The sequence below is a fragment of the Methylobacterium persicinum genome (assembly GCF_022179525.1).
GTDB lineage: Bacteria > Pseudomonadota > Alphaproteobacteria > Rhizobiales > Beijerinckiaceae > Methylobacterium > Methylobacterium persicinum.
This window is the reverse complement of sequence record NZ_BPQX01000033.1, coordinates 106,974-129,926: the sequence shown is the minus strand read 5'-3', so window position 1 is coordinate 129,926 and position 22,953 is coordinate 106,974. Positions and strand designations below refer to the sequence as shown.

Genomic DNA, 22,953 nt, shown 5'->3' with positions numbered 1-22,953 from the left:
TTTGGCTCGATGGCACGCGATCCGTCCGCATGATGGTCGCCGGGCGCATCGCCAAGACAACATGCCGCTTACGGCAACTCGGCCTCGACCAGCATTGGAGGAAGATCAATGCTGCTTCATTCGGTTACACACGTTCCACTTACTTGCTGTTTTGCATGAGGTTTTCCCGCTTCGAAGCTAGCTTGCGTAGCTCGGCTCGAATTTAGAATGCAGCATGTTGAGTATGCCCAGACCCTCTGCTAGCTAGGCCGCAAATCGGCCCAGACCGGAAGTGGGAGGACGCCCGTTGCAAACCTGGAATCAGGTCTATGATCCGTTCGGGAGCCCATGGCTCTCGACACTCGCCGCTTCGGTACCGGTCATCGCGCTGCTCGCCATGATCGCCAGCGGTCGCGTGAAGGCCCATCTCGCGGCCGTCATCGCCCTTGGCCTCGCCCTGTTGGTCGCCGTCGTAGGCTTCGGCATGCCGGCCGGTCTCGCGACCCGTGCCGCGATCCTCGGCATGGTGACGGGCTTCTTCCCGATCGGGTGGATCATCCTCAACGTCATCTTCCTCTACCGCCTTACGGTCGAGAAGGGCTGGTTCGCCATCCTCCAGCAATCGGTGGCGGGCATCACGGCCGACCGGCGCCTCCAGCTTCTGTTGGTCGCCTTCGCGTTCGGCGCCTTCTTCGAGGGAGCGGGCGGCTTCGGCACGCCGGTGGCCGTCACGGGGGCGATCCTGATCGGCCTTGGCTTCTCGCCGCTTGCCGCCTCCGGCCTGTCTCTGATCGCCAACACCGCGCCGGTCGCCTTCGGCGCGCTCGGCGCACCGATCCAGGGTCTGGCGTCGGTGACGGGCTATCCGCCCGAAATCCTCGGCGCGATGATCGGCCGGCAACTGCCGCTGTTCTCGCTGATCGTGCCGTTCTGGCTGATCTGGGTGTTCGCGGGCTTCCGCGGCATGATCCGGGTGTGGCCGCCGATCCTGGTCTGCGGCGCGTCCTTCGCGGTCGCCCAGTTTTTGATCTCGAACTACGTCAATCCCTGGATTGTCGATATCGGGGCTTCGCTCGCCTCGATGCTGGCCCTCGTCCTGTTCCTGAAGGTCTGGCAGCCCCGGGAGATCTGGTCTTCGCCGGCCCTTCGCGGGCATGATCCATCGCTCGCCGTTGGGCAGCCCCGGCCCGTGGCCCTCGGCGCCGGCGTTCCCGGCAGCCCGCCGGTCCATACCGGCACCCGCACCGCCACCCAGGGTGAAATCCTGATGGCCTGGGTGCCGTGGATCATCCTTTCGATCATCGTGGCGATCTGGGGAACCGGCTGGTTCAAGGGTATCGTGAACCCCCTGTTCACTTGGAAATACGAGGTGCCGGGCCTTCACAACGTCATCATGAAGGTGCCCCCGGTCGTGCCGAAGCCGGTGCCCGAGGGCGCGGTGTTCCTATTCACCTACATGTCCTTCACCGGGACGGGTGTGCTCATCGCGGCGATCATCTCCGGCCTGATCATGCGGTTCTCGCCGCTGCGGCTCGTGATGGCCTATCTCGAGACGATCTGGGCGCTGCGCTTCTCGCTCATCACCATCGCGGCGATGCTCGCGCTGGGCGTCCTCACCCGCTACGCGGGCGTCGATGCCACCCTCGGCCTCGCTTTCGCCGGCACGGGCATCCTGTATCCGTTCTTCGGAACGCTGCTCGGCTGGCTCGGCGTGGCGTTGACGGGGTCCGACACGGCGTCGAACGTCCTGTTCGGCGGCCTGCAGCGGATCACCTCCGAGCAACTCGGCCTTCCGGGCGTGCTGATGGCGGCGGCGAACTCGTCGGGCGGCGTCATGGGCAAGATGATCGATGCCCAGTCGATCGTCGTGGCCTCGACGGCCACCGGCTATTTCGGCCAGGAAGGCAAGATCCTGCGCTTCGTGTTCTGGCACTCGATCGCGCTCGCCTGCCTCGTCGGCATCCTGGTCATGCTGCAGGCGTACGTGCCGTTCTTCCAGCACATGGTGATCGACGTCCCCGCTGCCGTCCCGGCCGCGCACTGAAACAGCGGGCGGCCCCTTCCCGCGGGAGGGGCCGCAGCCCGGCATTCCGCCGCGATCGGATGGGGGGAGGGGTCTTAATCCTCCGTTCAGACCTGGATGACACGGATGTTGTTGGTGTTGCCGGTGGTGTGGAACGGAATGCCCGCTGCGACGACGATGTAGTCGTTGGGGCGGGCGAAATCCTCTGCCTGGACGTAGTGGGCCGCCTTGGCGGTCATTTCCTCGTAGCTGTCTACGTCCTCGGTTTGGACAGAGTGAGCGCCCCAGAGCAGGCATAGCCGGCGGGCGGTGGCGAGGTTCGGCGTTAATGCCAGGATCGGCGGCTCCGGGCGCTTGCGTGCCACGCGGGCGGCCGTCGTGCCGCTGGCTGTGTAGGTCACAATCGCCTTGGCATGGAGCGCCTCCGCGAGCTCGGCGGTGGCGGTGGCGACAGCATGGGGCGGCGTCTCCTCCTCGCCCGGATCGGAGGCGGCTACGATCGAGTGGTAGAGCTTATGCCCTTCCACGCTGCGGATGATACGGTCCATCATCGACACGGCTTCCACGGGGAACTGCCCGGTAGCGGACTCCGCCGAGAGCATCACCGCGTCCGCGCCGTCGTAGATGGCCGTCGCCACGTCCGAGGCTTCCGCCCGGGTGGGGGCCGGCGCACCGACCATCGAGTCGAGCATCTGCGTGGCGACGATCACCGGCTTCACCGCGAGGCGGCAGGCCCGGATCAGCTCCTTCTGCCGGCCGGGGACATCCTCGTGCGGGATTTCGACGCCCAGGTCTCCGCGGGCAACCATCACCGCATCGGACAGGCGGATGATGTCGTCGATCCGCTCCAAGGCCTGGGGCTTCTCGATCTTGGCGAGCAGCCCGGCGCGCTCGCCGATCAGCCCGCGGGCCTCGATCATGTCGGAGGGCTTCTGGACAAAGGACAGGGCGACCCAATCGACGCCGAGCTCGAGGCCGAAGGCGAGATCGGCCCGGTCCTTCGGCGTGAGCGGCGACAGGTCGAGCAGCGTGCCGGGCAGATTGACACCCTTGCGGTTGGAGACGGCCCCACCGGTCACGACCAGAGCGGTGATAGCGGTCGCGTCGAGCCCGGTGACGCGCACCCGCACGCGCCCGTCGTCGATCAGCAGTTCCTGCCCAGGCACGACCGCGGCGAAGATCTCGGGATGGTGGAGGGGGATGGCCTGCTTGTCCCCTTCCGCGCCGTCGAGCACGAAACGCACCGTCTCCCCGGCCATGAGGTCGAGCCGCCCATCCCGAACCGTGCCGACGCGGATCTTGGGGCCTTGCAGATCCTGAAGGATCCCGATGGGACGGTCGACCTCCCGCTCGAGGGCGCGGATGGCGGCGTGGACCCTGGCATGGTCATCCTGGGTGCCGTGGCTGAAGTTCAGCCGAAAGGTGTCCACCCCGGCGAGAAACTGGGCCTTCAACTTCTCAGGCGTTGAACTCGCCGGTCCGACGGTGGCAACGATCTTGGCATGGCGGTGACGGCGCATGACGCATCCGGCCGAAGGAAACGGCCGCCTCTGGTTCGGTTGCGGGTGCAAGCCTATCCGGATCGCGGAGGAGTCGGTGCTGGCGGGGCACGCAAGGCACGCGCTTAGGTTAGCCCCGTCCGCGCCGTTCGGCGAGGGAGGGACCGGCCTTCCTATTCACGATGTCGGGCGTCGGCCCGGGGTCTGGCCGCCATCGATGGGGCAGCGTCGAGGTTGCCGGCGCGAGCCCGAGAGAAGGCCTCCCGGCTCCCGCGCCGGCACCGTTCTTACTCGTTGTCGCCCTGGATCGCGGCGATCACCGCATCCGTGACCTGACGGGTGGTCGCCCGACCGCCGAGGTCCGGCGTGTGCAGGCTGGCATCGGCGGTCACGCGCTCCACGGCTCGCATCAACCGGTCGGCCGCCGGCTTCTCATCGAGGTGCTCCAGCATCTGGCAGGCGGTCCAGAAGGTGGCGACCGGGTTGGCGATCCCCTTGCCGGTGATGTCGAAGGCCGAACCGTGGATCGGCTCGAACATCGAGGGGAATTTGCGCTCGGGGTTGATGTTGGCGGTGGGCGCGATGCCGAGGGAGCCGGCCAGCGCCGCGGCGAGATCCGACAGGATGTCGGCGTGAAGGTTCGTGGCGACGATGGTGTCGAGGGTCTCCGGCTTGCAGACCATGCGCATGGTCATGGCGTCGACCAGCATCTTGTCCCAGGTCACGTCCGGGAATTCCTGGGCGACCTCGGCGGCGATCTCATCCCACATCACCATCGCGTGGCGCTGGGCGTTCGACTTGGTGACAACCGTAAGGAACTTGCGCGGGCGGCTCTGTGCCAGCTTGAACGCGTAGCGGATGATCCGGCTGACGCCCGTCCGGGTCATCATCGAGACATCGGTGGCGACTTCCTCCGGGTGACCCTGGTGAACGCGACCGCCGACGCCGGCATACTCACCCTCCGAATTCTCCCGCACGATCACCCAGTCGAGCTCCGGACCGGACACGTTGCGCAGGGGGCTGGTGATGCCGGGCAGGATCCGGGTCGGACGCACGTTCGCGTACTGATCGAAGGGCTGGCAGATGGCGAGTCGCAGGCCCCAGAGGGTGATGTGGTCCGGCACGTCCGGCGCGCCTACCGCACCAAAGAAGATCGCGTCGTGGTGCCGGATCTGCTCGCGGCCGTCCGCGGGCATCATCACCCCGTGCTTCTTGTAGTAGTCCGAGCCCCAATCGAAGTGATCGAAATGGAATTGGAACGTCCCTGTCTTCTCCGCCAGGGCATCGAGCACTTCGATACCCGCGGCGATGACTTCGACGCCGATACCGTCTGCGGGGATGGCGGCGATCTTGTAGGTTTTCGTCACGATACGTCTCCGTATTGGGTAAGGTCGGGTCTGTGGGGGGTGGGTGAAGGTCAGTGCGCCACGGCGTCGGCGGCAGCGGCTCGGCGCCCCGACCGGGCGACGACGAGGGTGAGGATGGCCGAGAGCAGCAGCAGCCCGGCGACGAAGATCAGACCGCCCGCGAAGCTGCCCGTGCGATCCTTGATCCAGCCGATCGCCCAGGGGCCGATGAAGCCGCCGAGGTTGCCGATCGAGTTGATAGCGGCGATCCCCACCGCCGCCGCCTGACCGGACAGGAACGTCGTCGGCATCGCCCAAAGGGGCGGCTTGGCCGCGCTGATGCCGCAGTTGACGAGGGTGAGGGCGGCGACGACGGCCAAGGTCGACGCGGCCCCCCCGGCCAACAGCAGCCCGACGGCGGCGACGAGGCAGGCGATGACGACGTGCCACGTCCGCTCGCCCGTCCTGTCCGAGTGCCGCGCCCACAGGATCATCGCGATGACGGCGATCGTCGGCGGCACGCCGTTGAGGAAGCCCACAACGAGGGTGGACAGCCCGAAGCTCTTGATGATCTGCGGCGCCCAGATCCCGAGAGTGTAAAGCCCCGCCGAGGTGCCGAAGTAGATGAGTGCCAACGCCAGCACGCGACTGTCGGCCATGCCGGCCATGATCCCGTGCTTGGCCACCACGGCCTTCTGGGCGTGCTCCTCATTCATCTCCGCGACGAGCCATGCGCGCTGGTCTTCGGGCAGCCACGTCGCTTTCTCGGGCCGATCCGTCATGTAGAACACCACGACGATGCCCAGCAGCGTGGCCGGGATGGCTTCGATGATGAACATCCACTGCCAGCCGTGCAGGCCGAGGGTCCCTTCCATTCCGAGGAGCGCACTGGAGAGGGGCGAGCCGATAATCACGGAGACCGGCGCGGCGGCCATGAACAGCGAGACGACACCGGCGCGGTAGCGGGCAGGGAACCAGTAGGTCAGATACAGGATGATGCCGGGGAAGAAGCCCGCCTCTGCCGCCCCGAGCAGGAAGCGCAGGGCATAGAAGCCGTACTCGCCCTTCACAAAGGCGAAGGCCCCCGAGATGAGACCCCAGGTGATCATCACGCGGGCGATCCACAGGCGCGCACCGACCTTGTCGAGGACGATGTTCGACGGCACCTCGAACAAGAAATATCCGAAAAAGAAGATACCGGCGCCGAAGCCGAAGACCGCCGATGTAAGGCCGAGGTCTTTGTTCATCGTCAGCGCGGCGAAGCCGATATTTACGCGGTCGATGAAGGCGATGAAGTAGAGCAGGCAGATAAACGGGACCAAGCGCCACGATACGCGCCGCATGGTCGCTCGTTCGAGCGACATTTCCATCGTTCCCTCCAGACGGACCGCATGCGTCGGTTCTGTATGCCAACTTGCATGCATGTTGGCATAAAAGGGCCCATATCGTGCTTGCGTGTCAAGTCCGTATTGAACCTTGCATGGAAGCTGGTACGAAAACGGGATAGGGGAGGGCACGATGGCACGGACCCGCGCGGCAGGACACGCTGCGAAGGATCAGGACATTGAGAAAAGCCCATCGCTGGTCGACGGGGCCTACGCGGCCCTGAAGCAGGCGATCCTCGATTCCAGCTTCGCCCCGGGTTACCACGCCTCCGAGCAGGAGATCGCCCTCCGGCTCGGCATGAGCCGCACGCCCGTCCACGAGGCTGTGATCCGCCTCCAGGAAGACGGCTTGGTGCGGGTGCTCTCCCGGCGGGGCGTCCTGATCTGCGCACTGGCTCCCGACGACGTCCGCGAGATCTACGACGTCATCGTCGCCATAGAGGGCCGGGCCGCCGAGCTCCTCGCCGACCAGCCGGATGCCGGGCGCGAGGCCGTCGCGGCAGCGCTCGCCGCCGAGACCGAGGCGATGTCTCAAGCGTGGCGCAGAGGTGATCTGCCCGCATGGGGGCTCGCCGATGCCCGGTTCCACAAGGCCCTGGTCGAGCGGGCGGGCAATGGGCGGATGACTCGCATCATCCAGACCATCAACGACCAATCGCACCGAGCCCGCATGCTCACGCTCAAGCTTCGTCGCGAACTGGAAGCGTCGGTGGAGGAACACCGGGCCATCATCGCGGCGATTCTTGAAGGAGATCCGGCGAAAGCCCTGGCCCGTGTCCACGACCATCGGCTGCGGGCACGGGACGAGCTTCTGCCGCTCCTCGACAGTTTCGGCCTGAAGCACCTGTAGCCTCGAGCCAACCGGATCGCTCCGCTCTCAGGCCGCGCGAACGGTCGAGAGGAAGCGGCCCAACTCTGCCGCGAGCTGCTCGGATTGGCGCGACAGCTCCGAAGACGCGCCCAGCACCTGGCTCGCCGCCGCGCCGGTCTCCTCCGCGGCGCCAGCCACCCCCGCGATGTTGCCCGTCACCTCGCTGGTGCCCGATGCTGCCTCGGTCACGTTGCGCACGATTTCCTGCGTGGCGGCGCTCTGCTCTTCCACGGCGGCCGCGATGGAGGTCGCGACAGAGCTGATTTCCTGGATCCGGGCGGTGATCCCGCCGATGGCCGACGAGGCGAGGCCGGTCGAGGACTGGATTTGGGCGATCTGACCCGAAATCTCCTGGGTCGCCTTCGCCGTCTGCTCGGCCAGTGCCTTCACCTCCGTGGCGACGACCGCGAAACCGCGTCCCGCCGTCCCCGCCCGTGCGGCTTCGATGGTGGCGTTGAGGGCCAGGAGGTTGGTCTGGCCTGCGATGGTGGAGATCAGGTCGACCACGGCCCCAACCCGCGCCGTGACGGCGTTCAGCTCCTGCACGACGACGGCGGCCTGATCCGCTTCGCTCACGGCGCGCTGGGCGAGGAGGGTCGAGCCGCCGACCTGCCGCCCGATCTCCTGCACCGACGAGCCGAGTTGCTCGGCCGCGGCCGCGACGGTCTGGACGTTCGACGCGGCCTGTTCCGCCGCCGCCGCGACGGTGGCCGACTGCGCGGCTGTCTCTGCCGCGGTGCTGCTCATCGAACCCGCCGTGGCCTGCAACTCGGTGGCCGACGAGGAGACCATGCCGACGATCCCGCCCACCGCATTCTCGAACCGGTCCGCCAACTCAATCATGGTGCGCTTCCGTTCGAGTGCCGCCGCCGCCTCCGCAATCCGGCGGATCTCGGCCTCTTCGGCGGCCTTCCTGGCGACCATGTCCCGGATACCCTGCACGGCACGGCCCACCGCGCCGATCTCGTCGCCCCGCACGGCTGCCGGAATGGCGGCATCGACATCGCCCCGGGCCATCTGCTCCAAGGACGCCACGAGCCCGCCGAGCGGCCGCGTGATCCCGAACAGGACGATGGCACCCAGGACGCCGAAGGCCACGAGGACGCCGGCTGCCGCGACTAGGGTCAGGGTTTCCGTGGAGGTGGCCGCCACCTCGCCCGCGTGCCGCTTCTCTTCGGTCAGGTCGGCTACGTTGGCAGCAACCCGGTCGTTCAGGGTCTCGACGAGAACCTTGCGGGCGGCGCGCCCCTCGCCGTTCGACATCTTGGCGGCCGCATGGATATCGTCATGCAGGGCCAAGTCCATGACGGTCCGCGACGTCGTGAAGAAACGGTTCGTCAGGTCTCGCAGGTTCTCGTTGATGGATCGCCGTGCGGGGGTATCGGACAGTCTGATCAGATCCGCCGTCGCCTTGCTTGCTACTTGCTCGACTTCGGCGTGTTGATCACGCATCGCGCGCTTTTCTGCGCTGTCGCCTTCGATGATCGTGTTCTTCTCGCGGATCGTCGCCTCGTCCACGGCCACCGCCAGTTTCAGGACGAGGACGGCACGCTGCGCGCTGAAATCGACGATCTGCTGCGTGTTGGCATCGAGGGTCGCGAGGCTGCCCCGCGCCAGCAGAATCATCCCGGCACACACGGCCATGAGCACGGCCGCGGGTATCGCCAGTTTGACGGCGACCTTGAGATTGCCGAGTGCCTTCATCACGTGAAACCGTACGAGATCGACCGCAAGAAGCTGCCGCGTCCCGGACGGCCAGCGTCCGACATTTCCAATTGAATTATTATCGTGCGTTTAATTTCCGCTTCGAGCGATCCGATTTCTATATCAGTAACAAATATGTAAAATCTCGCGACACGAACGTAGGTCGTCAAGCAAACATCGACCTAGAGCCGAACCCGAACGAGTTGATTCAACAAGCCTATAGATCTTGCCCTCAGCCTGAGGTGCGGCGACAGACGCCTCGAAGGCCTCATCCTGAGGTGAGAGGCCGGGGGCCGCCTCAACGTGATCGGTCGCTCCCCTAGTTCAGAATTCCAAGACCGTGGGCTGGGCAGAGGTCGCGAGGGATCGCGCGCTAAGACGCCGATCTCAACCCCATCCCCGTCGCCCCGTCGCATGTGGGCGCCCGCGGCGAAATCTGAACGGGTAAATAAGATATGCAGGCGGCGACCTGACGATGACAATGGAAGAATCAACGCAAACCTGATTATTGTTCGGCCATCCCATCAGCAGACTGACACGGGATGGCCCCCGAAACCGCAGAGATGGAAGTAACTATACCATTGCCACCGCCGAAGAGTGGAAAATAGCCACGGCAACGGAGACCTTGTGATGGGCTGGCGTGGCGATGGGACGAGGATGACCGGAGGTCGAAGTGCCTGATCCCCGGGTGATCTCAGCGATATCCTTCGATTACACGGCGCTGACGCCCATAGACCGATTTCAGGACGTGCTGGATGACAGCCGATACGTGCCGGTGCCGGACTCGTGGTGGATCGCAGTAAGCGACGTCGTGATGTCGACGGCCGCGATCGAGGGTGGACGCTACCGCGCGGTGAATCTGGCCGGCGCCGCCGCCATTACGGCGATCCGCAACGCCTTGCCCGATATTGAAATCCCGTTTGCCTTCGGCGGCGACGGGGCGAGCCTTCTCATCCCGCCCGACCGCCGCGCGACCGTGGAAAGGGCGCTCGCGAAGACGGTGGCCTGGGTTCGCGACGCGCTCCAGCTGACTTTGCGCGCCGCGCTCATCCCCGTCTCGGCAGTCCGCGCGGCCGGGCAGGACCTGCGCATCGCCCGATACGGCGCCTCTGCCGATGTCGCCTATGCGATGTTCACGGGTGGCGGCCTCGCCTGGGCCGAGGCCGCCATGAAGGCGGGCCTGAATGCCGTCGCGCCGGCGGAAGACGGGAGCAGGCCCGATCTCAACGGCCTGTCGTGCCGCTTCGAGCCCGTCGCCAGCCGAGGGAACATCGTCCTGTCCCTGATCGTGCTCCCGCGCCAGGGGGCCGACGCGAAGGCTGTCAGAACAGTCCTCGAAAGCGTGCTTGCGGCCATCGAGGCCGGGCCTGGTATGGGCCGTCCCCTCCCGGACGGGGGCCCATCGATGCGCCTGCCCTGGTCGGGGCTGACGGAGGATGCCGCCGCTGCCGACCCGGTCCTCGGATCGCGCATTCTGCGCCGCCTGTTGCTCCTCGGCCGACGCGCTTTTTCCTATGCCGTGTTCCGGTTCGGCTTGACGGTCGGACGCTTCTCACCCCGCACCTACAGCCGGCAATTGGTGGCCAACGCCGATTTCCGGAAATATGGCGACGGCCTGCGCCTCACCGTCGCCAGTCCGCCCGAGACCGTCGAGCGGATCGAAGCGCTGCTGGCGGCGGCCAAGGCCGAGGGCTTGGTGTCCTATGGCCTTCATTGCCAGGATGCGGCCGTGGTGACCTGCATCACCCCCTCGCCAATTCGCGCCGACCACCTGCATTTCGTTGATGGTGCTGGGGGCGGTTACGCCCGCGCCGCCCTCGACATCAAACGGGCGGCCGAATGACGAGCGCCGAGATCCCTTTCCTGGCCGGGCTCGATCCCGCGGCGGCCGAGGCGATCAGGCGGCGCTTCACCTCCGTGGCGGTCGCGGGCGGCGTCCCGATCTTCGAGCAGGGTGAGGAGGGTGATGCCCTCTACACGATCGTCTCAGGCGCCGTCGGGATCTCGACCCGCGACCCAACGGATGGCGCGACGCGCCGCCTCGCCCGGCTGACCCCGCCGGAAGCGTTCGGCGAAATGGCGCTCCTGTCCGCCGAACCCCGCTCGGCGACCGCCACGGCCCTGCGGGATACGCATCTGCTCCGCCTCAGCCGCGCCGCCTTCGAGGAGGTCGTCGCCCACCATCCGGCCACGCTGCTCTACTTCGCCCGGCTCCTCGCGGGACGGCTGCGCGCCGCTTCGGAGGGGCGGCCTTTCGATCATGCGCCACGCAGCTTCGCGGTGCTCGCCGTCACGGAGGGCCTCGACGCCGCAGCGTTCGGAAACCGTCTTGCAGAGGCCTTCGACGCCGCCCTGCCAGGGGATACCGGCTGTCTCAACGACTGGCCGGAGGGCGCCGACGAAACGTGGTTCCACGATTTCGAGACCCGGCATGCCCGGACGGTTTTCGTCGCCAACCGGGTAGCCGATTGCCCGTGGTGCCAACTCTGTCTGCGCCATGCCGACCACATCCTGCTTCTTGCGGAGCCGGGACTGCCCGCGAGGCCGGGGGCACAGGATCTGATCGAGCCCCTTCGCTCCGCCTGGATCCGGATCGACCTCGCGATCCACCAGCCGGCGACGGCGTCCCTCCCGCGGCCGCTTCATCCCGAAGTCGCCGCATTGCCGGCGACGATGAGGATCCAGGTGCGGGACGGCCGCGCCCGCGACCTCGCCCGGCTGGCGCGTCTCGCCACGGGCAAGGCCCGCGGCCTCGTTCTCGGGGGCGGGGGCGCCCGGGGCCTCGCCCATCTCGGCGTGCTCGAAGCCCTCGCCGAGGCGGATCTGCCCATCGATTTCCTGGGCGGCACGAGCATGGGCGCCGTCGTCGCCGCGAGCGTCGCGATGGACCTCGCCCCGGCGACGATCCGCCAGCAGATGGCCGCGACCTTCGTCGGGCAGAACCCGCTGAATGACTACACGCTGCCCTTCCACGCGCTCACCCGCGGGCTGAAGGTCGACACGGCCCTGCGCCACCAGTTTGGCGAGGCCCGGATCGAGGATCTGTGGCTCCCCTACATCTGCATCTCGTCGAATTTGACCACGGGAGAGGCGGCGGTTCACCGGAGCGGCGATCTGGCGACGGCCCTGCGCGCCAGCATTGCCATCCCCGGCCTTCTGCCCCCCGTCGTGTCCGAGGACGGGATCCTCGTCGATGGCGGGATGATGAACAACCTGCCCGCGGACGTCCTGGCGGCGATGCAGCGCGGGCCTGTCCTGGCCGTCGACGTCGGCAGCGACCGCGCCTTCACCGACATGCCGGAACGCTCCTGGAAGGGGCACCTGATCCGGCGCATCCTGGGCCTCCCCGATGCGATGCCGGGCATCGCCCCGCTCCTCCTTCGGGCGGCGACGGTATCGAGCGACGCGCAGAGCCTGATGTCGGTGAGCCGCGCCGCCGTCGTGCTCAAGCCGTCCCTTGCAGGGGTCGATCTCCGGGCGTGGTCGAGTTTCGAGACGACGGCCGCCCTCGGCTACCGCTGCGCCCGGGAGGCAATCCATTCGGGAGGTCTCGACGGATGGGCATGACCGGTGGGCGTGCGGTGGCACACGCCCGGACGCGCTTCCCCGTAACGGGGCAGGCCCCTTCGCGAATGAACGATGGAGAAGCTGGCACATCGAGGAGGCCGACATGAAAGTCCTGATCGCCGCTACCCCATTGACCGGGCACGTCAATCCGTTGCTCGCCATCGGCCGTCTGCTTGCGGCCCGGGGCGACGACGTCATCGTCACGACCGATCCGGCCTTCGCCGCAAATGTCGTGGATTCGGGCCTGCGTTTCGCGCCGTGCGACGACCACGGGTCCGCCGGTTATCTCGAGCCGGCGCTCCCGCCGGGACCCGCGCGCTGGACGCATGAGTTCGAGCGCCGCTTCATCGAGCCGATGCCGTTCCAGGCGGCCCGGCTGCGGGAGCTGATCGCCGCCGAGAAGCCGGACGTCATCGTAGCCGGCAGCATGTTCCTCGGCGTGCTTCCCCTGCTCCTGTCTGAAGAGCGCCGGCCGCCGATCATCGTCCTGAACGTGAGCATCCTGTTCCTCGACCGGCCGGACGGAGCGCCCATCGGCCTGGGCCTCCCCCCGGCCGAGGGCGAGGCCGACCTCGCGCGCTACGCGCAGCTCAAGCTCGCCATGGACTCGGCCTTCGTAGACCCCGTGCGGGCCTTCGCCGACAGGCGCCTCGCCGCAATGGGCCTGCCGGCCCTGCCAGCCTCCCTCACCCAATCGATCGCCACGCTGCCCGACGCCTTCCTCCAGCCGAGCGTGCCCGAGTTCGAATACGATTTTGGCCGGCTGCCCGAGACGCTGCGCTTCGTCGGTTTGCTTCCGACCGGGCGGTCCAGCGCCCCCGTACCGGACTGGTGGACGGCCCGCGACCGGACCAAGCGCGTCGTGCTCATCACCCAGGGCACCCTCGCCAACGCGGATTTCGGACAGCTCGTCGAGCCTGCCCTTACGGCCCTCGCCGCGCGGGACGATCTGTTCGTGGTCGCCACGACCGGCGGGCGGCCTGTCTCGGCCGTCGGGATCCCGATCCCCGCCAACGCCCACATCGCGCGCTTCCTGCCCTTCGGTGAGATCCTCCCGGAGATCGATCTGCTCGTGACCAACGGCGGCTACGGCAGCGTCTGCCAAGCCCTCGCGGCGGGCGTGCCCCTCGTGGCGGCGGGCCTCAGTGAGGACAAGGCGGAGGTCGCGGCGCGGATCGGGTGGTCGGGGGCCGGGATCAACCTCGCCACCAACGCCCCGTCCGTCCCGGCCCTGAACGAGGCGATCCAGGCGGTTCTGTCGGAGCCTCGCTACCGGCATCGGGCCGCCGCCCTGGCCGAAGCCTTCGCCCGGCGCGACGCGGAGCGCGAAATCCTGGCCGCGATCGATGCCGGCGCCCCAACCCTTTCCCCTCGCCCGGAGCTTGCCGCATGCGTGTCGTCGTCGATTTGAACCGCTGCCAGGGTTACGCGCAGTGTTGCTACGCTGCGCCCGAAGCCTTCGAGCTGCGGGGCCATGAGATCCTCTTCTACGATCCCGCTCCACCCGAAGAGGCGCGTCCCCGAATCGAGCGGGCACGGCTGGCCTGCCCCGTCCGGGCGATCAGCGTCGAACCTGCCGCTCTCGCCGGGGAGGACGCCCCATGAGCGAAAAACCTGGAATCGTCATCGTCGGCGCCTCCCTCGCGGGGCTGCGTGGGGCAGAAGCCCTGCGACGCGGCGGCTACGACGGTCCCCTGACCATCGTCGGCGACGAGCCGTATGGTCCCTACGATCGGCCGCCCTTATCAAAGCACGTCCTCGCGGGAGAGCTGCGGCCCGAGGCGACTACCCTGCCGCAGCTCTATCCCCTCCGGGCACGGTGGCGGCTCGGCCATCCGGCCATCGGCCTCGACAGGCCGGGGAAGTCGATCCGCCTCGCCGACGGCAGCGTGATCCCCTTCGCCAAGCTCCTCATCGCGACCGGCGCGCGTGCACGCCCGTGGCCGGGCGAGGGGGCTGGTCTTGGCGGGATCTTCACCATTCGCGGTCGCGACGACGCCACCGCCCTTCGCCAAGCGCTCACGGCGCCGCCGAAGCGTGTCCTCGTGATCGGCGCGGGCCTCATCGGATGCGAGGCCGCGTCCTGCTGCCGTGATCTTGGATTGCCGGTCACCATGGTCGACCCCAATCCGACGCCCCTCGCGCGGGTGGTCGGGACGTTGGTCGGCGAAACCCTGGCGGGGTGCATGCGCCGGGCCGGCGTCGATTACCGGCCCGGCGCGAAGGTCCTCAGCCTCGCCGGAGAGGGTGGGCGGGTCCGCCGGGCTCACCTGCAGGATGGGGGGGCCATCGAGACGGACCTCGTCATCATCGCCCTCGGCGCCGTCCGCGACACCGCTTGGCTGGCCGAGGGCGGACTCATGGCCGATTCCGGCGGCTTGACCTGCGATGGCACCTGTCGCGCCCTCGGTCGGGACGGCGAGCCCGACCCCGACATCTACGCCGCGGGGGATGTCGCGCGCTGGCCGAACCCCCTTTACGGCTGGAAGCCGATGACGGTGGAGCACTGGGGCAACGCCGTGGAGCAGGCGGCCCACGCGGCGGGTAACATGCTGCGACCGGAGGATCCGCAGATCTACACGCACCTGCCGGCCTTCTGGTCGAGCCAATTCGGCATCAACATCAAGGCCGTCGGCCTCACCGACGGAGCCGACTCCGTCGCGATCGTGCAGGGGAGCCGAGCCGGGCTGCGCTTCCTCGCCGTCTACGGACGGGCCGGACGCAGCATCGCCGCCGTGTCGTTCGACCAAGCGCGGTGGCTGCCAGCCTATGCCGACCGGATCCTGGCCGGGGCCGCCTTCCCGCCGATCCTCGATGCGATAGACCAGAGCCGCATCGAAACGATGGCGCCGGGCTTCCCCGGGCCGCGGCCCGGACCTGCCGCAAAGCTGCAGCCGCGGGAGAGCGCCCATGTCTGACGACACCCTGTTCGCCGAAGTGCTCGATCCCGGCAACCGGGCCGATCCCTATCCGATCTACGCGCGGTTCCGTCGGAACCCCGTGACCCGCCAGCGCGACGGGGCCTACGTGGTCAGCACCCATGCCGCGATCCGCAGCCTGATCTTCGATCCGCGCCTGAGTTCCCAGGATCTGCCGCCGTCGCGGCGTCCGCGCACCGGCAATCCGCTGCGGGATTGGATTCTCAACCCGATCAAGAATCGCGTGGCCAACGGGCACCGGCCGCTGATCTTCCGTGATCCGCCCGACCATGACACCCTGCGCGGTTTCGTGATGAAGGAGTTCACCATCCACCGGGTCAACGGCCTGCATCAGCGGGTCGTCTCGCATGTCGACAAGCTGATCGAGGCATGCCGCGGGCGCGACAAGGTCTGCCTCGTCGAGGATCTGTCCTACCCGCTGCCCGTCGCCATCATCTGCGAACTCCTGGGCGTACCGGAAAAGGACGAGCCACAGTTCCATGACTGGGCCACGCGGCTGGCCACGGCCCTCGAACCGGATGCCCGCCGGGACGAGGACACGAGGCGCGTCACGGTGACCACCTTCGACGCCATCGCCGCCTATATGCGCGGGCTCATCCGGGAGAAGCGCCGGCATCCGGCCGACGACATGCTCAGCGGCCTCGCCCGGCGTGGCACCCCCGACCAGCCCGCCATGGGCGATGTCGATCTCATCTCGACCGCGGTCCTGCTCCTCGTGGCCGGGCATGAGACCACCGTGAACCTGATCACCAACGGCATGCTCACTCTGCTCCGGCACCCGGACGAGCTTGCCCGCCTCAAGGCCGACCCCGAGCGAGCGCCACAGCTCATCGAGGAACTCCTGCGTTTCGAGCCACCCGTCCATTTCCGGACGCGCAAGGCGCTGGGTGAGATCGAAATCGCCGGGACGACGATCCCGAAGGGGGCTCCGGTGATCCTGCTCTTCGCCGCCGGTAACCGCGATCCCGAGCGTTTCACCGATCCCGACCGCTTCGATCCCGACCGGGACGACGTTCAGCATTTCGGGTTCGGGGGTGGCCTGCACTATTGCGTCGGCGCACCGCTTGCCCGGATCGAGGCGGAGATCGCCCTGGTCCGGCTCTGCCAGCGACTGCGCCAGCCGAGTCTTCTCGCCGACCCGCCGCCCTATCGCCCCGGAGCCTCGCTGCGGGGCCCGCAGAACCTCGGCATCCGCATCGCGGGCATCGTCTAGAACCTTATCAGGGACGCTCTCTTCATACTGCCTCTTCCGTCATTGCGAGCGAAGCGAAGCAATCCAGGGCCAGCGCCACGACGTTCGACGTTCCGCTTCCGTGGATTGCTTCGCTACGCTCGCAATGACGGGGAGGGGCAGGGGAAGGGGTTCCTAAGGGATCCGCACCGATCACCGCCTATCGGTTCCGGAGATGTCCGAACCGGGTGCGGGGCGCTCCGCTATTCCCGTCGCAGCCGATGCAGATGTGCGGATCCCAGGGCCGATCCACCCCGAGCATCTTCACGCTGAGCCGGCCCAAGGTGACGGATGACGTCGACTCCACGTCTTTGGCCGCCCGCTGCTGCGGTGCGACAGGGTCGGCCCGGACGCCGCTCGCGAGAGGCAGCATCGCGGCAACGAACGCCAGAACAACAGCAGCCTTCGTCCGCCGACCGGACATCGATTCTCCCTCGATCGCGTGGGCTGCGGCCTATGCCGCAATTCTCGGGGCGCCGATATGACGTCGATCGTCGCTCGAAGCGGACAGTCCGCGCGTGATGTATTGGAGACACAGTGAAAATGTGTCGGTATCCGTTGGAACGCTCAATCTCTACTCGAACGATTCTGTTTCCGTGACTGTCCGTCGCGGCACGGTGACGGAACCTTATCGACCGTGGATCTCAAGCCAGAAGCCGCGCGAGGGTGAGGGTATCGCCGTCTACCGCCTCGACCGCGAAACCGCTGGCCTCATACAAGCGGAGGGCAGGGGCCCGCCGGTCGACTTCCAGGACGATGCGCACGGCGCGAGTCCGCGAATATGCGGTGGCCTTCGCCAGCAGTTCCCGCGCAATCCCGCGGTTGGAATAGCTGGGTAAAACACTGACATTGCTCACGAAAGCGTCTCCGGGTGGCCGTCGAGCCTCCGCGTCCGGGCCTCGAGCTGGTGTCGCCGCCGGGCAGTAGACAGCGACCAATCCCACGAGGGTGTCAGCGCTCCACGCCTCGAAACGTTCGGCTCGCTGAGCTAGTTTCGCGGCATAGTCGGGAATGATGACCCGGCCGGCGAGCGGTGGGATGAAACGATCCGAGCAGGCCGTCAGGTGAGTCTCGATCTCCGCCGCACCGGACAAGTTGTGCCCGAACTGGATCGGCACGGCGTCACGCTGCATCGATGCAGGGCGGCAGTTCGCCCACCGCCGCATCGAGGCCGCCGACGAGGTCGAAGGCGTCGAGCAGGGTCTCGCGGACGCCATCGCGGCCAAGGAACATCAACGGATCGAGGATCGAGAGCCAGGGCACGAACGGCGCACCGAATTGCGGATAGGCATGGGCGCGCGCCTTCAGGAAGCGCAGGGTGATCCCGCGTGCGGCGAAGTCCGCCGGATCGTAGAGTTCGGTCCCGCCGATCGGATTGATGTAGACCGTGGCCGACAGCCGGGAACAGATGTCGAGCACCCGGTCCTGCCGGCGCAACGGGGTCGCGCCCTCGATCTCCGAGGCGACGAGGATCGGCGTGATGATTCCGAGATGCGCGCAGGTCAGCGTCAGACCAGCATGGAGGTGGGTGAACAGATTGTCCGACCCATGATGCAGGATGCCTTCGATGAGGGGCATCGTTTCCGCGAAGAACGGCGACTTGCGATAGGCCCCCGCGATCTGGGCGCACAGCTTGGCCGGCGCGAATTCGGCCGAGACGTGCCGGTCGCGGATGTCGAGTTCGTCGGCACCGCGGGCGAGGGGCAGGGTCAACGTCACCGCCTCCCCGTCGCGCAGGAAGCGGTTGCGATTGATCCAGCCCTTCTTGGTGTATTTGACCGTATCGTAGATGACGAAACGGTCCACCGCAGCGATCAGTTGGAAGTAACCGATATACGGAAGAAGATAAGGCTGCATGATCGCGACGCGCATGCCCGCTTCATCTCCGGAGGGGGTCGGCGATGCGGTGGATCACCCGTGACATCACCTCCGCCTCGAGATCGGGATAGATCGGAAGGCAGAGGATCTGGTCGGCGGCCCGCGCCGCCACGGGCAGGCGGGAGCGGTCCGCGCTCGACAACCCGACATACATCGGGTGATCGGAGATCAGTGGGTGGAAGTAACGCCGCGTGTTGATACCGTCCGCCTTCAGGATCTCCCACAGGGTGTCCCGGGCCACCGGGTAGTCCGGCCCGACAAGGATGGGGAAATAGGCATAGTTCGCCTCGACCTCCCCGGCGCGGTCGAGGCAGGTGACACCCGCGATGCCGGCAAGGCCTTCCCGGTAGATGCGATCAATGGCGCCGCGCCGGCCGATCGCCGCGTCGATGTAGCGGAGCTGGAGCAGGCCGAGGGCGGCGTTGAACTCGCTCATCTTGCCGTTGAGACCGCATTCGGTCACCAGGGTCTCGTCCTCGATGCCGAAGTTTTTGAGTTTGTCGAGGTGTTCTTTCTGCCGTGGGTCCGCACAGACGATCGCGCCACCCTCGAAGGTGTTGAAGACTTTCGTGGCGTGAAAGCTGAGCACGGAGAGGTCGCCGTGCCGCAGGATCGAGCCCCCCGGGTCCCGGACGCCGAAGGCGTGCGCGGCATCGTAGACGATCTTCAGGTCGTGCCGGCGGGCGATAGCGGCGAGGCTCTCCACATCGCAGGGGTGACCGTAGCAGTGGACCGGGAGGATCGCCTGGGTGCGCGGGCCGATGGCGGCTTCGACCGAGACCGGATCGAGGTTCAACGTCACCGGATCGACGTCGGCGAAGACCGGGGTCAGGCCGCTCCACAGCAGCGCGTGCGAGGTCGCCACGAAGGAATAGGGGGTCGTGATGACTTCGCCGGACAGCCCGAGTGCCCGCAGGGCCATGATGAGCGCTGTCGTGGCGTTGTTGAACAGGGCGACGTGGGCGACGCCGAGATGCTCGGCCAGCCGACGCTCGAATTCCTGGTGGTAGGGGCCGCCATTGGTCAGCACCCTCCGCTCCCAGATCTCCCGCAGCAGCGGTTCGAACTCGGCGAACGGCGGGAGGAATGGCTTGGTGACGTAGACTGGGCCGCCGCCGCTCCGCAGCGGCGACGGGTCGACCTCCGGCCGGTTCAGCAGCGCCGGGTCGCGGGCGGCGGCGGCGAGCTTTTCGGCCAGGGCATCTTCGATCAGCGTGGAAGGTGCCATGGAACCGACGGGGCCGTTCCGCCGGCGCGGGCGGACATCGGCGGGGTCCTCGGAACGGGTCATCCGCGTGCGCATGGTACACCTGTCGCCCAGCGGAGCCACATGGCGCGGAAGGCCTTCTCGACCTCGCCCGCGAGGCGGGCGTGATCGGTCAGGGGGCTGGCGAGCATCCGCTCCCGCAGCCCGTCGCGAAGTCTGAGCAAGCGGTCACGGTCCGTCGCCAGGGCGACGCAGAGGGCGACATAATCGTCCTGCGTGTGCGTGACCAGTTCGTCGAGATCCAGGGCGCCGAGCACGGTTGCGCCGGTGCGCTCGGTGGCGACGGTGCCGCACAGGGTCACGAACGGCACGCCCATGCTGAGCGTGTCACAGCTCGTCGTGCCGCCATTGTAGGGGAACGGGTCGAGGGCGATGTCGACCCGATGGTACAACTCGAAGTAGCCCTCGCTCACTCGACCCTGGAGGATGAGGCGGTCGAGGTCGATCCCGGCGCGGCTGAGGCGTTCATCGACCTGAGCGCGCATCTCGGGAGTCTCGGCGTCACCTACCACCATGAAGAGCCGCGCATCCGGCACGGCGGCGAGGATGCGGCCCCAGCACTGAAGGGCCGCGTCGCTCACCTTCTCGAACCGGTTCAATACGCCGAAGGTGATGGTACCGTTGTCCTCGAACGGGGCGCGGTCGCGCACCGGAGGCAGTTCGTCCGCGAGCCGGTAGGTCGCGGACACGCGGGGAAGACGCCACAGGGTCTCGGTGTGGAAGGCGTCGGAGGCGTCGCCATCCTGCACGTCGTCGGTGAGGCGGTAATCGAGCGCGCTCAGGCCCGTCGTCGCCGGGTGCCCCATCCACGTCACCTGGATCGGCGCCGGCTTGCGGGCGAACAGCATCAGCCGGTGGTAGGAGCTGTGGCCGGACAGATCCACGAGGATATCGATCCCGTCCGCCTCGATCCGGTCGGCCGCCTCTTCGTCGCCGATCGCGGCGATGTTCAGCCAGTGGTCGAAGAGCGGACGGAGGCGGGCAGATACGCCGTCCTCGGTCGCCCGGGTCATGTAGGCGAAGATCTCGAAGGCGCCGCGGTCGAAGCGCTCGATGCAGGGTTCGAGGAAGCGCGCGACGGCGTGGCCGCACAAGTCGCCGGAGACGAAACCGATCCGCAACCGCCGGTTCGGGTCGCGGTCGTTCCGGAACGGTCGTTTGCGCCTCAGGGGGTCGGCGAAGCGGCGCCCGAAGGCCCTGGCATCGGCGACATAATCCTCGTGCGGGATATCGCCCGCGTAGAGCTTCGTGAACAGCCGGTTGGAATGGGCGTCGATGTTGAGGGGCGTGAGGGTGGTGGCACGGTCAAGGGCCGCGATCGCCTCGTGCAGCCTGCCGATGCTCTTCAGGATCTGCCCGCGGTTGACGTGGGCGCCGGCGCAATCCGGATCGATCTCCAAAGCCCGGTCGGCATGGCGCATCGCGTCAGCGTAGCGGGAGCGTTTGTGGAGAAACCCGGCGAGGTTCGTGTGGGTGACGGCGAGGTCCGGATCCAGTTCGAGGGACTTTTCCAGGGCCGAAAGCGCGCCCCCCTCGTCATCCATCATGTTGAGCACGGCGCCGAGCCCGGCGAAGTACAGGGCCCTGTCGGGCGTCCTGTAGATGGCGATGCTCATGAGGTCGAAGGCCATCTGCAGCCGGTTCGTCCGGGCTGCGATCGCCCCTGCCAGGAACGTCGCGTCCGGGTGGGTCTCGTCCATCGCGATGGCGAATTCCAGGTAGGCCTCGGCCCGCGCGAAGTCCTGGACTTCGTAAAGGCCCTTTCCCAGATCCACGGCGCGCTTGACGAGGACGCCGAGGGCGGCGGTCGCCGTCTCTGCGAGACCGGTCGCCCGGAACCGCTCGGCGATGAGCTTCGCCTCGTCGATCCGTTGCGATTCCAGCAGGGCACCGAGAAGGGCGATCCAGTAGCTGGCCTTGCTCTGCGCGCCCTTCAGGGCCGCGGCGAAATGTGGAACCGCCGCCGCAGGCCCTTCGTCCCGGGACAGCAATACGCCGAGCTCGTAGCGGGCGTTGGCGTGATCGGGGGCGATTTCCAGAGCGCGGTCGATGTTCCGCCGCGCCTTGTCGAGACGCCCGGCCTCGCGATGCGCCACCGCCTTGGACAGGAAGCGCTCGGCGGCACCCGGCAACCGACGCTGCCCGGCTGATCCACCGCCATGATCGAGCATCTGACGCCCCTCCACTGGCGAAGGGTGACTGAGGCCATCCTAAAACACGGTTAAGATTATGACCCGTGCACCGTCACTGCATGCGCGGTGGCATAGCATCCACGCTCACTTCGCCGATCCCGTGGAGGGCAAGGCTCTGGCGCAAGGGACCCGCAAGGGCGTGGCCCGCCGTGAAGATCGCCAGGACGGCGCCTTCCCCGGCGACGTTGCGATGCTGCCCCGGCCCGACGAGCTGCACCACCCGCCGGGCGATCGCCGGAGCTGGATCGATCCAACTCACCGGCCATGGAGCCAGTCGGCTCATCCGCGGAAGAAGCAGGGGATAATGGGTGCAGGACAAACAGACGACATCGGTACGCCTGCCGTCTTCCGCCTCGACGAAACAGGGGGCGATCTCCTCCGCCAGGGCGGCGTCGTCCACGGGTGTTCCGGCCATCTCCGCCTCGGCGAAGGTGGCGAGCTTCTGGGAGCCGACCAGGGTGACCCGGCACGATCCGGCATAGGTCGCAATGAGGTCGTGGGTGTAGGAGCGGGCCACGGTACCGGGGGTGGCGAGGAGCGTCACCAGACCGGACCGGGTCGTCTCCGCCGCGGGCTTGATCGGGGGCACGACTCCGACGAAAGGCGTCGCGAAGCGCTGGCGCAGGGCGGGGAGCACCAGGGTCGACGCCGTATTGCAGGCGATCACCACCAGATCCGGCCGATGCGTCGCGATGAGCTGCCCCATCACCTCCAGGACCCGCGCCACAAGGTCGGCTTCCGAGAGGCGGCCGTAGGGGAAGGCAGCGTCGTCGGCCGCGTACACGTAGCGGGCATCCGGTCGGGCCCGCCTCACGGCATCGAGCACGGTAAGTCCGCCGAGCCCGGAATCGAACAGCAGGATCGTGGGATCCGGCGCAGCCCGCATGGGGGCGAAGGAAACACCGGCGCCTGCCATCAGGTCGATCCGCATCGAAACGCTCATTTCCCCACCGGACGGACGGCGAGCATCGGGAGCGCTGGTTAAAGTCGTCTCACTGCGGCGAGAGAAAGGCTCACGATCCCATTCATCCACCGGCGACGGCGCAATGGCTGAGCGAACTCTGGCCGATAG

General features: G+C 67.5%; 17 protein-coding genes. 8 read left to right on the top strand and 9 right to left on the bottom strand.

Annotated elements, in window-relative coordinates:
• Positions 1–286 precede the first annotated feature (286 nt).
• Entirely contained in the window at positions 287–2,023 is a 1,737-nt protein-coding gene (locus MFF22_RS14480) for an L-lactate permease (protein WP_238249671.1), read from the top strand.
• Between the two features lie 86 nt (positions 2,024–2,109).
• Here MFF22_RS14480 and pyk read toward each other — a convergent pair whose 3' ends face one another.
• The 3 genes from pyk to MFF22_RS14465 all read right to left on the bottom strand — a co-directional run bounded on the left by pyk (position 2,110) and on the right by MFF22_RS14465 (position 6,217).
• A complete protein-coding gene (gene pyk / locus MFF22_RS14475) occupies positions 2,110–3,522 on the bottom strand; it encodes a pyruvate kinase (protein ID WP_238249670.1) in 1,413 nt (470 codons plus the stop codon).
• Between the two features lie 266 nt (positions 3,523–3,788).
• Entirely contained in the window at positions 3,789–4,868 is a 1,080-nt protein-coding gene (locus tag MFF22_RS14470; protein WP_238249669.1) for a tartrate dehydrogenase, read from the bottom strand.
• 50 nt (positions 4,869–4,918) lie between these two features.
• Positions 4,919–6,217 (bottom strand): MFS transporter, encoded by a 1,299-nt coding sequence (locus MFF22_RS14465; RefSeq protein ID WP_238249668.1) that lies wholly within the window; start codon positions 6,215–6,217, stop codon positions 4,919–4,921.
• Positions 6,218–6,365: 148 nt separating this feature from the next.
• On the opposite strand from MFF22_RS14465, the gene MFF22_RS14460 reads away from it, so the two are divergent.
• Positions 6,366–7,082 (top strand): GntR family transcriptional regulator, encoded by a 717-nt coding sequence (locus tag MFF22_RS14460; RefSeq protein ID WP_238249667.1) that lies wholly within the window; start codon positions 6,366–6,368, stop codon positions 7,080–7,082.
• A gap of 27 nt (positions 7,083–7,109) precedes the next feature.
• Here the strand turns inward: MFF22_RS14460 and MFF22_RS14455 are convergent, their stop codons facing one another.
• Positions 7,110–8,807 (bottom strand): methyl-accepting chemotaxis protein, encoded by a 1,698-nt coding sequence (locus MFF22_RS14455; RefSeq protein WP_238249666.1) that lies wholly within the window; start codon positions 8,805–8,807, stop codon positions 7,110–7,112.
• A 673-nt stretch (positions 8,808–9,480) separates the two neighbouring features.
• Here MFF22_RS14455 and MFF22_RS14450 point away from each other — a divergent pair.
• The 6 genes from MFF22_RS14450 to MFF22_RS14425 all read left to right on the top strand — a co-directional run bounded on the left by MFF22_RS14450 (position 9,481) and on the right by MFF22_RS14425 (position 16,526).
• Positions 9,481–10,650, top strand: a complete 1,170-nt coding sequence (locus MFF22_RS14450; protein ID WP_238249665.1) for a DUF3095 family protein — start codon at positions 9,481–9,483, stop codon at positions 10,648–10,650.
• The gene (locus MFF22_RS14445; protein ID WP_238249664.1) at positions 10,647–12,374 is read left to right on the top strand and encodes a patatin-like phospholipase family protein; all 1,728 of its coding nucleotides are present in this window, start codon (positions 10,647–10,649) and stop codon (positions 12,372–12,374) included. Before MFF22_RS14450 ends, MFF22_RS14445 begins: the two co-directional genes overlap by 4 nt.
• Before the next feature lie 103 nt (positions 12,375–12,477).
• Positions 12,478–13,785: a glycosyltransferase gene (locus tag MFF22_RS14440; RefSeq protein WP_238249663.1), complete on the top strand. Its 1,308-nt coding sequence runs from the start codon at positions 12,478–12,480 to the stop codon at positions 13,783–13,785.
• Positions 13,764–13,979 carry a ferredoxin gene (locus tag MFF22_RS14435; protein ID WP_238249662.1) on the top strand — a complete coding sequence of 72 codons (216 nt, stop codon included), beginning with the start codon at positions 13,764–13,766 and terminating at the stop codon, positions 13,977–13,979. Before MFF22_RS14440 ends, MFF22_RS14435 begins: the two co-directional genes overlap by 22 nt.
• Positions 13,976–15,292, top strand: a complete 1,317-nt coding sequence (locus tag MFF22_RS14430) for an NAD(P)/FAD-dependent oxidoreductase (protein WP_238249661.1) — start codon at positions 13,976–13,978, stop codon at positions 15,290–15,292. Before MFF22_RS14435 ends, MFF22_RS14430 begins: the two co-directional genes overlap by 4 nt.
• Entirely contained in the window at positions 15,285–16,526 is a 1,242-nt protein-coding gene (locus MFF22_RS14425) for a cytochrome P450 (protein ID WP_238249660.1), read from the top strand. The genes MFF22_RS14430 and MFF22_RS14425 overlap by 8 nt, the downstream gene beginning before the upstream one ends.
• A gap of 662 nt (positions 16,527–17,188) precedes the next feature.
• Here the strand turns inward: MFF22_RS14425 and MFF22_RS14420 are convergent.
• From MFF22_RS14420 to murI, 5 genes are all read right to left on the bottom strand, one after another.
• Positions 17,189–17,677 (bottom strand): GNAT family N-acetyltransferase, encoded by a 489-nt coding sequence (locus MFF22_RS14420; RefSeq protein WP_238249659.1) that lies wholly within the window; start codon positions 17,675–17,677, stop codon positions 17,189–17,191.
• Positions 17,667–18,416 carry a WbqC family protein gene (locus MFF22_RS14415; RefSeq protein ID WP_238249658.1) on the bottom strand — a complete coding sequence of 250 codons (750 nt, stop codon included), beginning with the start codon at positions 18,414–18,416 and terminating at the stop codon, positions 17,667–17,669. Before MFF22_RS14415 ends, MFF22_RS14420 begins: the two co-directional genes overlap by 11 nt.
• Positions 18,417–18,423: 7 nt before the next feature.
• Entirely contained in the window at positions 18,424–19,650 is a 1,227-nt protein-coding gene (locus MFF22_RS14410) for a DegT/DnrJ/EryC1/StrS family aminotransferase (protein ID WP_238249657.1), read from the bottom strand.
• 59 nt (positions 19,651–19,709) lie between these two features.
• Complete coding sequence (locus tag MFF22_RS14405; RefSeq protein ID WP_238249656.1) at positions 19,710–21,860, bottom strand: O-linked N-acetylglucosamine transferase family protein; 2,151 nt, start codon at positions 21,858–21,860, stop codon at positions 19,710–19,712.
• 73 nt (positions 21,861–21,933) lie between these two features.
• Positions 21,934–22,812 (bottom strand): glutamate racemase, encoded by an 879-nt coding sequence (murI, locus tag MFF22_RS14400; RefSeq protein WP_238249655.1) that lies wholly within the window; start codon positions 22,810–22,812, stop codon positions 21,934–21,936.
• Between the last annotated feature and the right edge of the window lie 141 nt (positions 22,813–22,953).

Excerpts from the sequence above, each read along its gene's own strand:
- pyk (WP_238249670.1), bottom strand. The coding sequence starts at position 3,522 with ATGCGCCGTCACCGCCATGCCAAGATCGTTGCCACCGTCGGACCGGCG.
- MFF22_RS14465 (WP_238249668.1), bottom strand. The coding sequence starts at position 6,217 with ATGGAAATGTCGCTCGAACGAGCGACCATGCGGCGCGTATCGTGGCGC.
- MFF22_RS14460 (WP_238249667.1), top strand. The coding sequence starts at position 6,366 with ATGGCACGGACCCGCGCGGCAGGACACGCTGCGAAGGATCAGGACATT.
- MFF22_RS14455 (WP_238249666.1), bottom strand. The coding sequence starts at position 8,807 with ATGAAGGCACTCGGCAATCTCAAGGTCGCCGTCAAACTGGCGATACCC.
- MFF22_RS14445 (WP_238249664.1), top strand. The coding sequence starts at position 10,647 with ATGACGAGCGCCGAGATCCCTTTCCTGGCCGGGCTCGATCCCGCGGCG.
- MFF22_RS14440 (WP_238249663.1), top strand. The coding sequence starts at position 12,478 with ATGAAAGTCCTGATCGCCGCTACCCCATTGACCGGGCACGTCAATCCG.
- MFF22_RS14435 (WP_238249662.1), top strand. The coding sequence starts at position 13,764 with ATGCGTGTCGTCGTCGATTTGAACCGCTGCCAGGGTTACGCGCAGTGT.
- MFF22_RS14430 (WP_238249661.1), top strand. The coding sequence starts at position 13,976 with ATGAGCGAAAAACCTGGAATCGTCATCGTCGGCGCCTCCCTCGCGGGG.
- MFF22_RS14425 (WP_238249660.1), top strand. The coding sequence starts at position 15,285 with ATGTCTGACGACACCCTGTTCGCCGAAGTGCTCGATCCCGGCAACCGG.
- MFF22_RS14420 (WP_238249659.1), bottom strand. The coding sequence starts at position 17,677 with ATGCAGCGTGACGCCGTGCCGATCCAGTTCGGGCACAACTTGTCCGGT.
- MFF22_RS14415 (WP_238249658.1), bottom strand. The coding sequence starts at position 18,416 with ATGCGCGTCGCGATCATGCAGCCTTATCTTCTTCCGTATATCGGTTAC.
- MFF22_RS14410 (WP_238249657.1), bottom strand. The coding sequence starts at position 19,650 with ATGGCACCTTCCACGCTGATCGAAGATGCCCTGGCCGAAAAGCTCGCC.
- MFF22_RS14405 (WP_238249656.1), bottom strand. The coding sequence starts at position 21,860 with ATGCTCGATCATGGCGGTGGATCAGCCGGGCAGCGTCGGTTGCCGGGT.
- murI (WP_238249655.1), bottom strand. The coding sequence starts at position 22,812 with ATGCGGATCGACCTGATGGCAGGCGCCGGTGTTTCCTTCGCCCCCATG.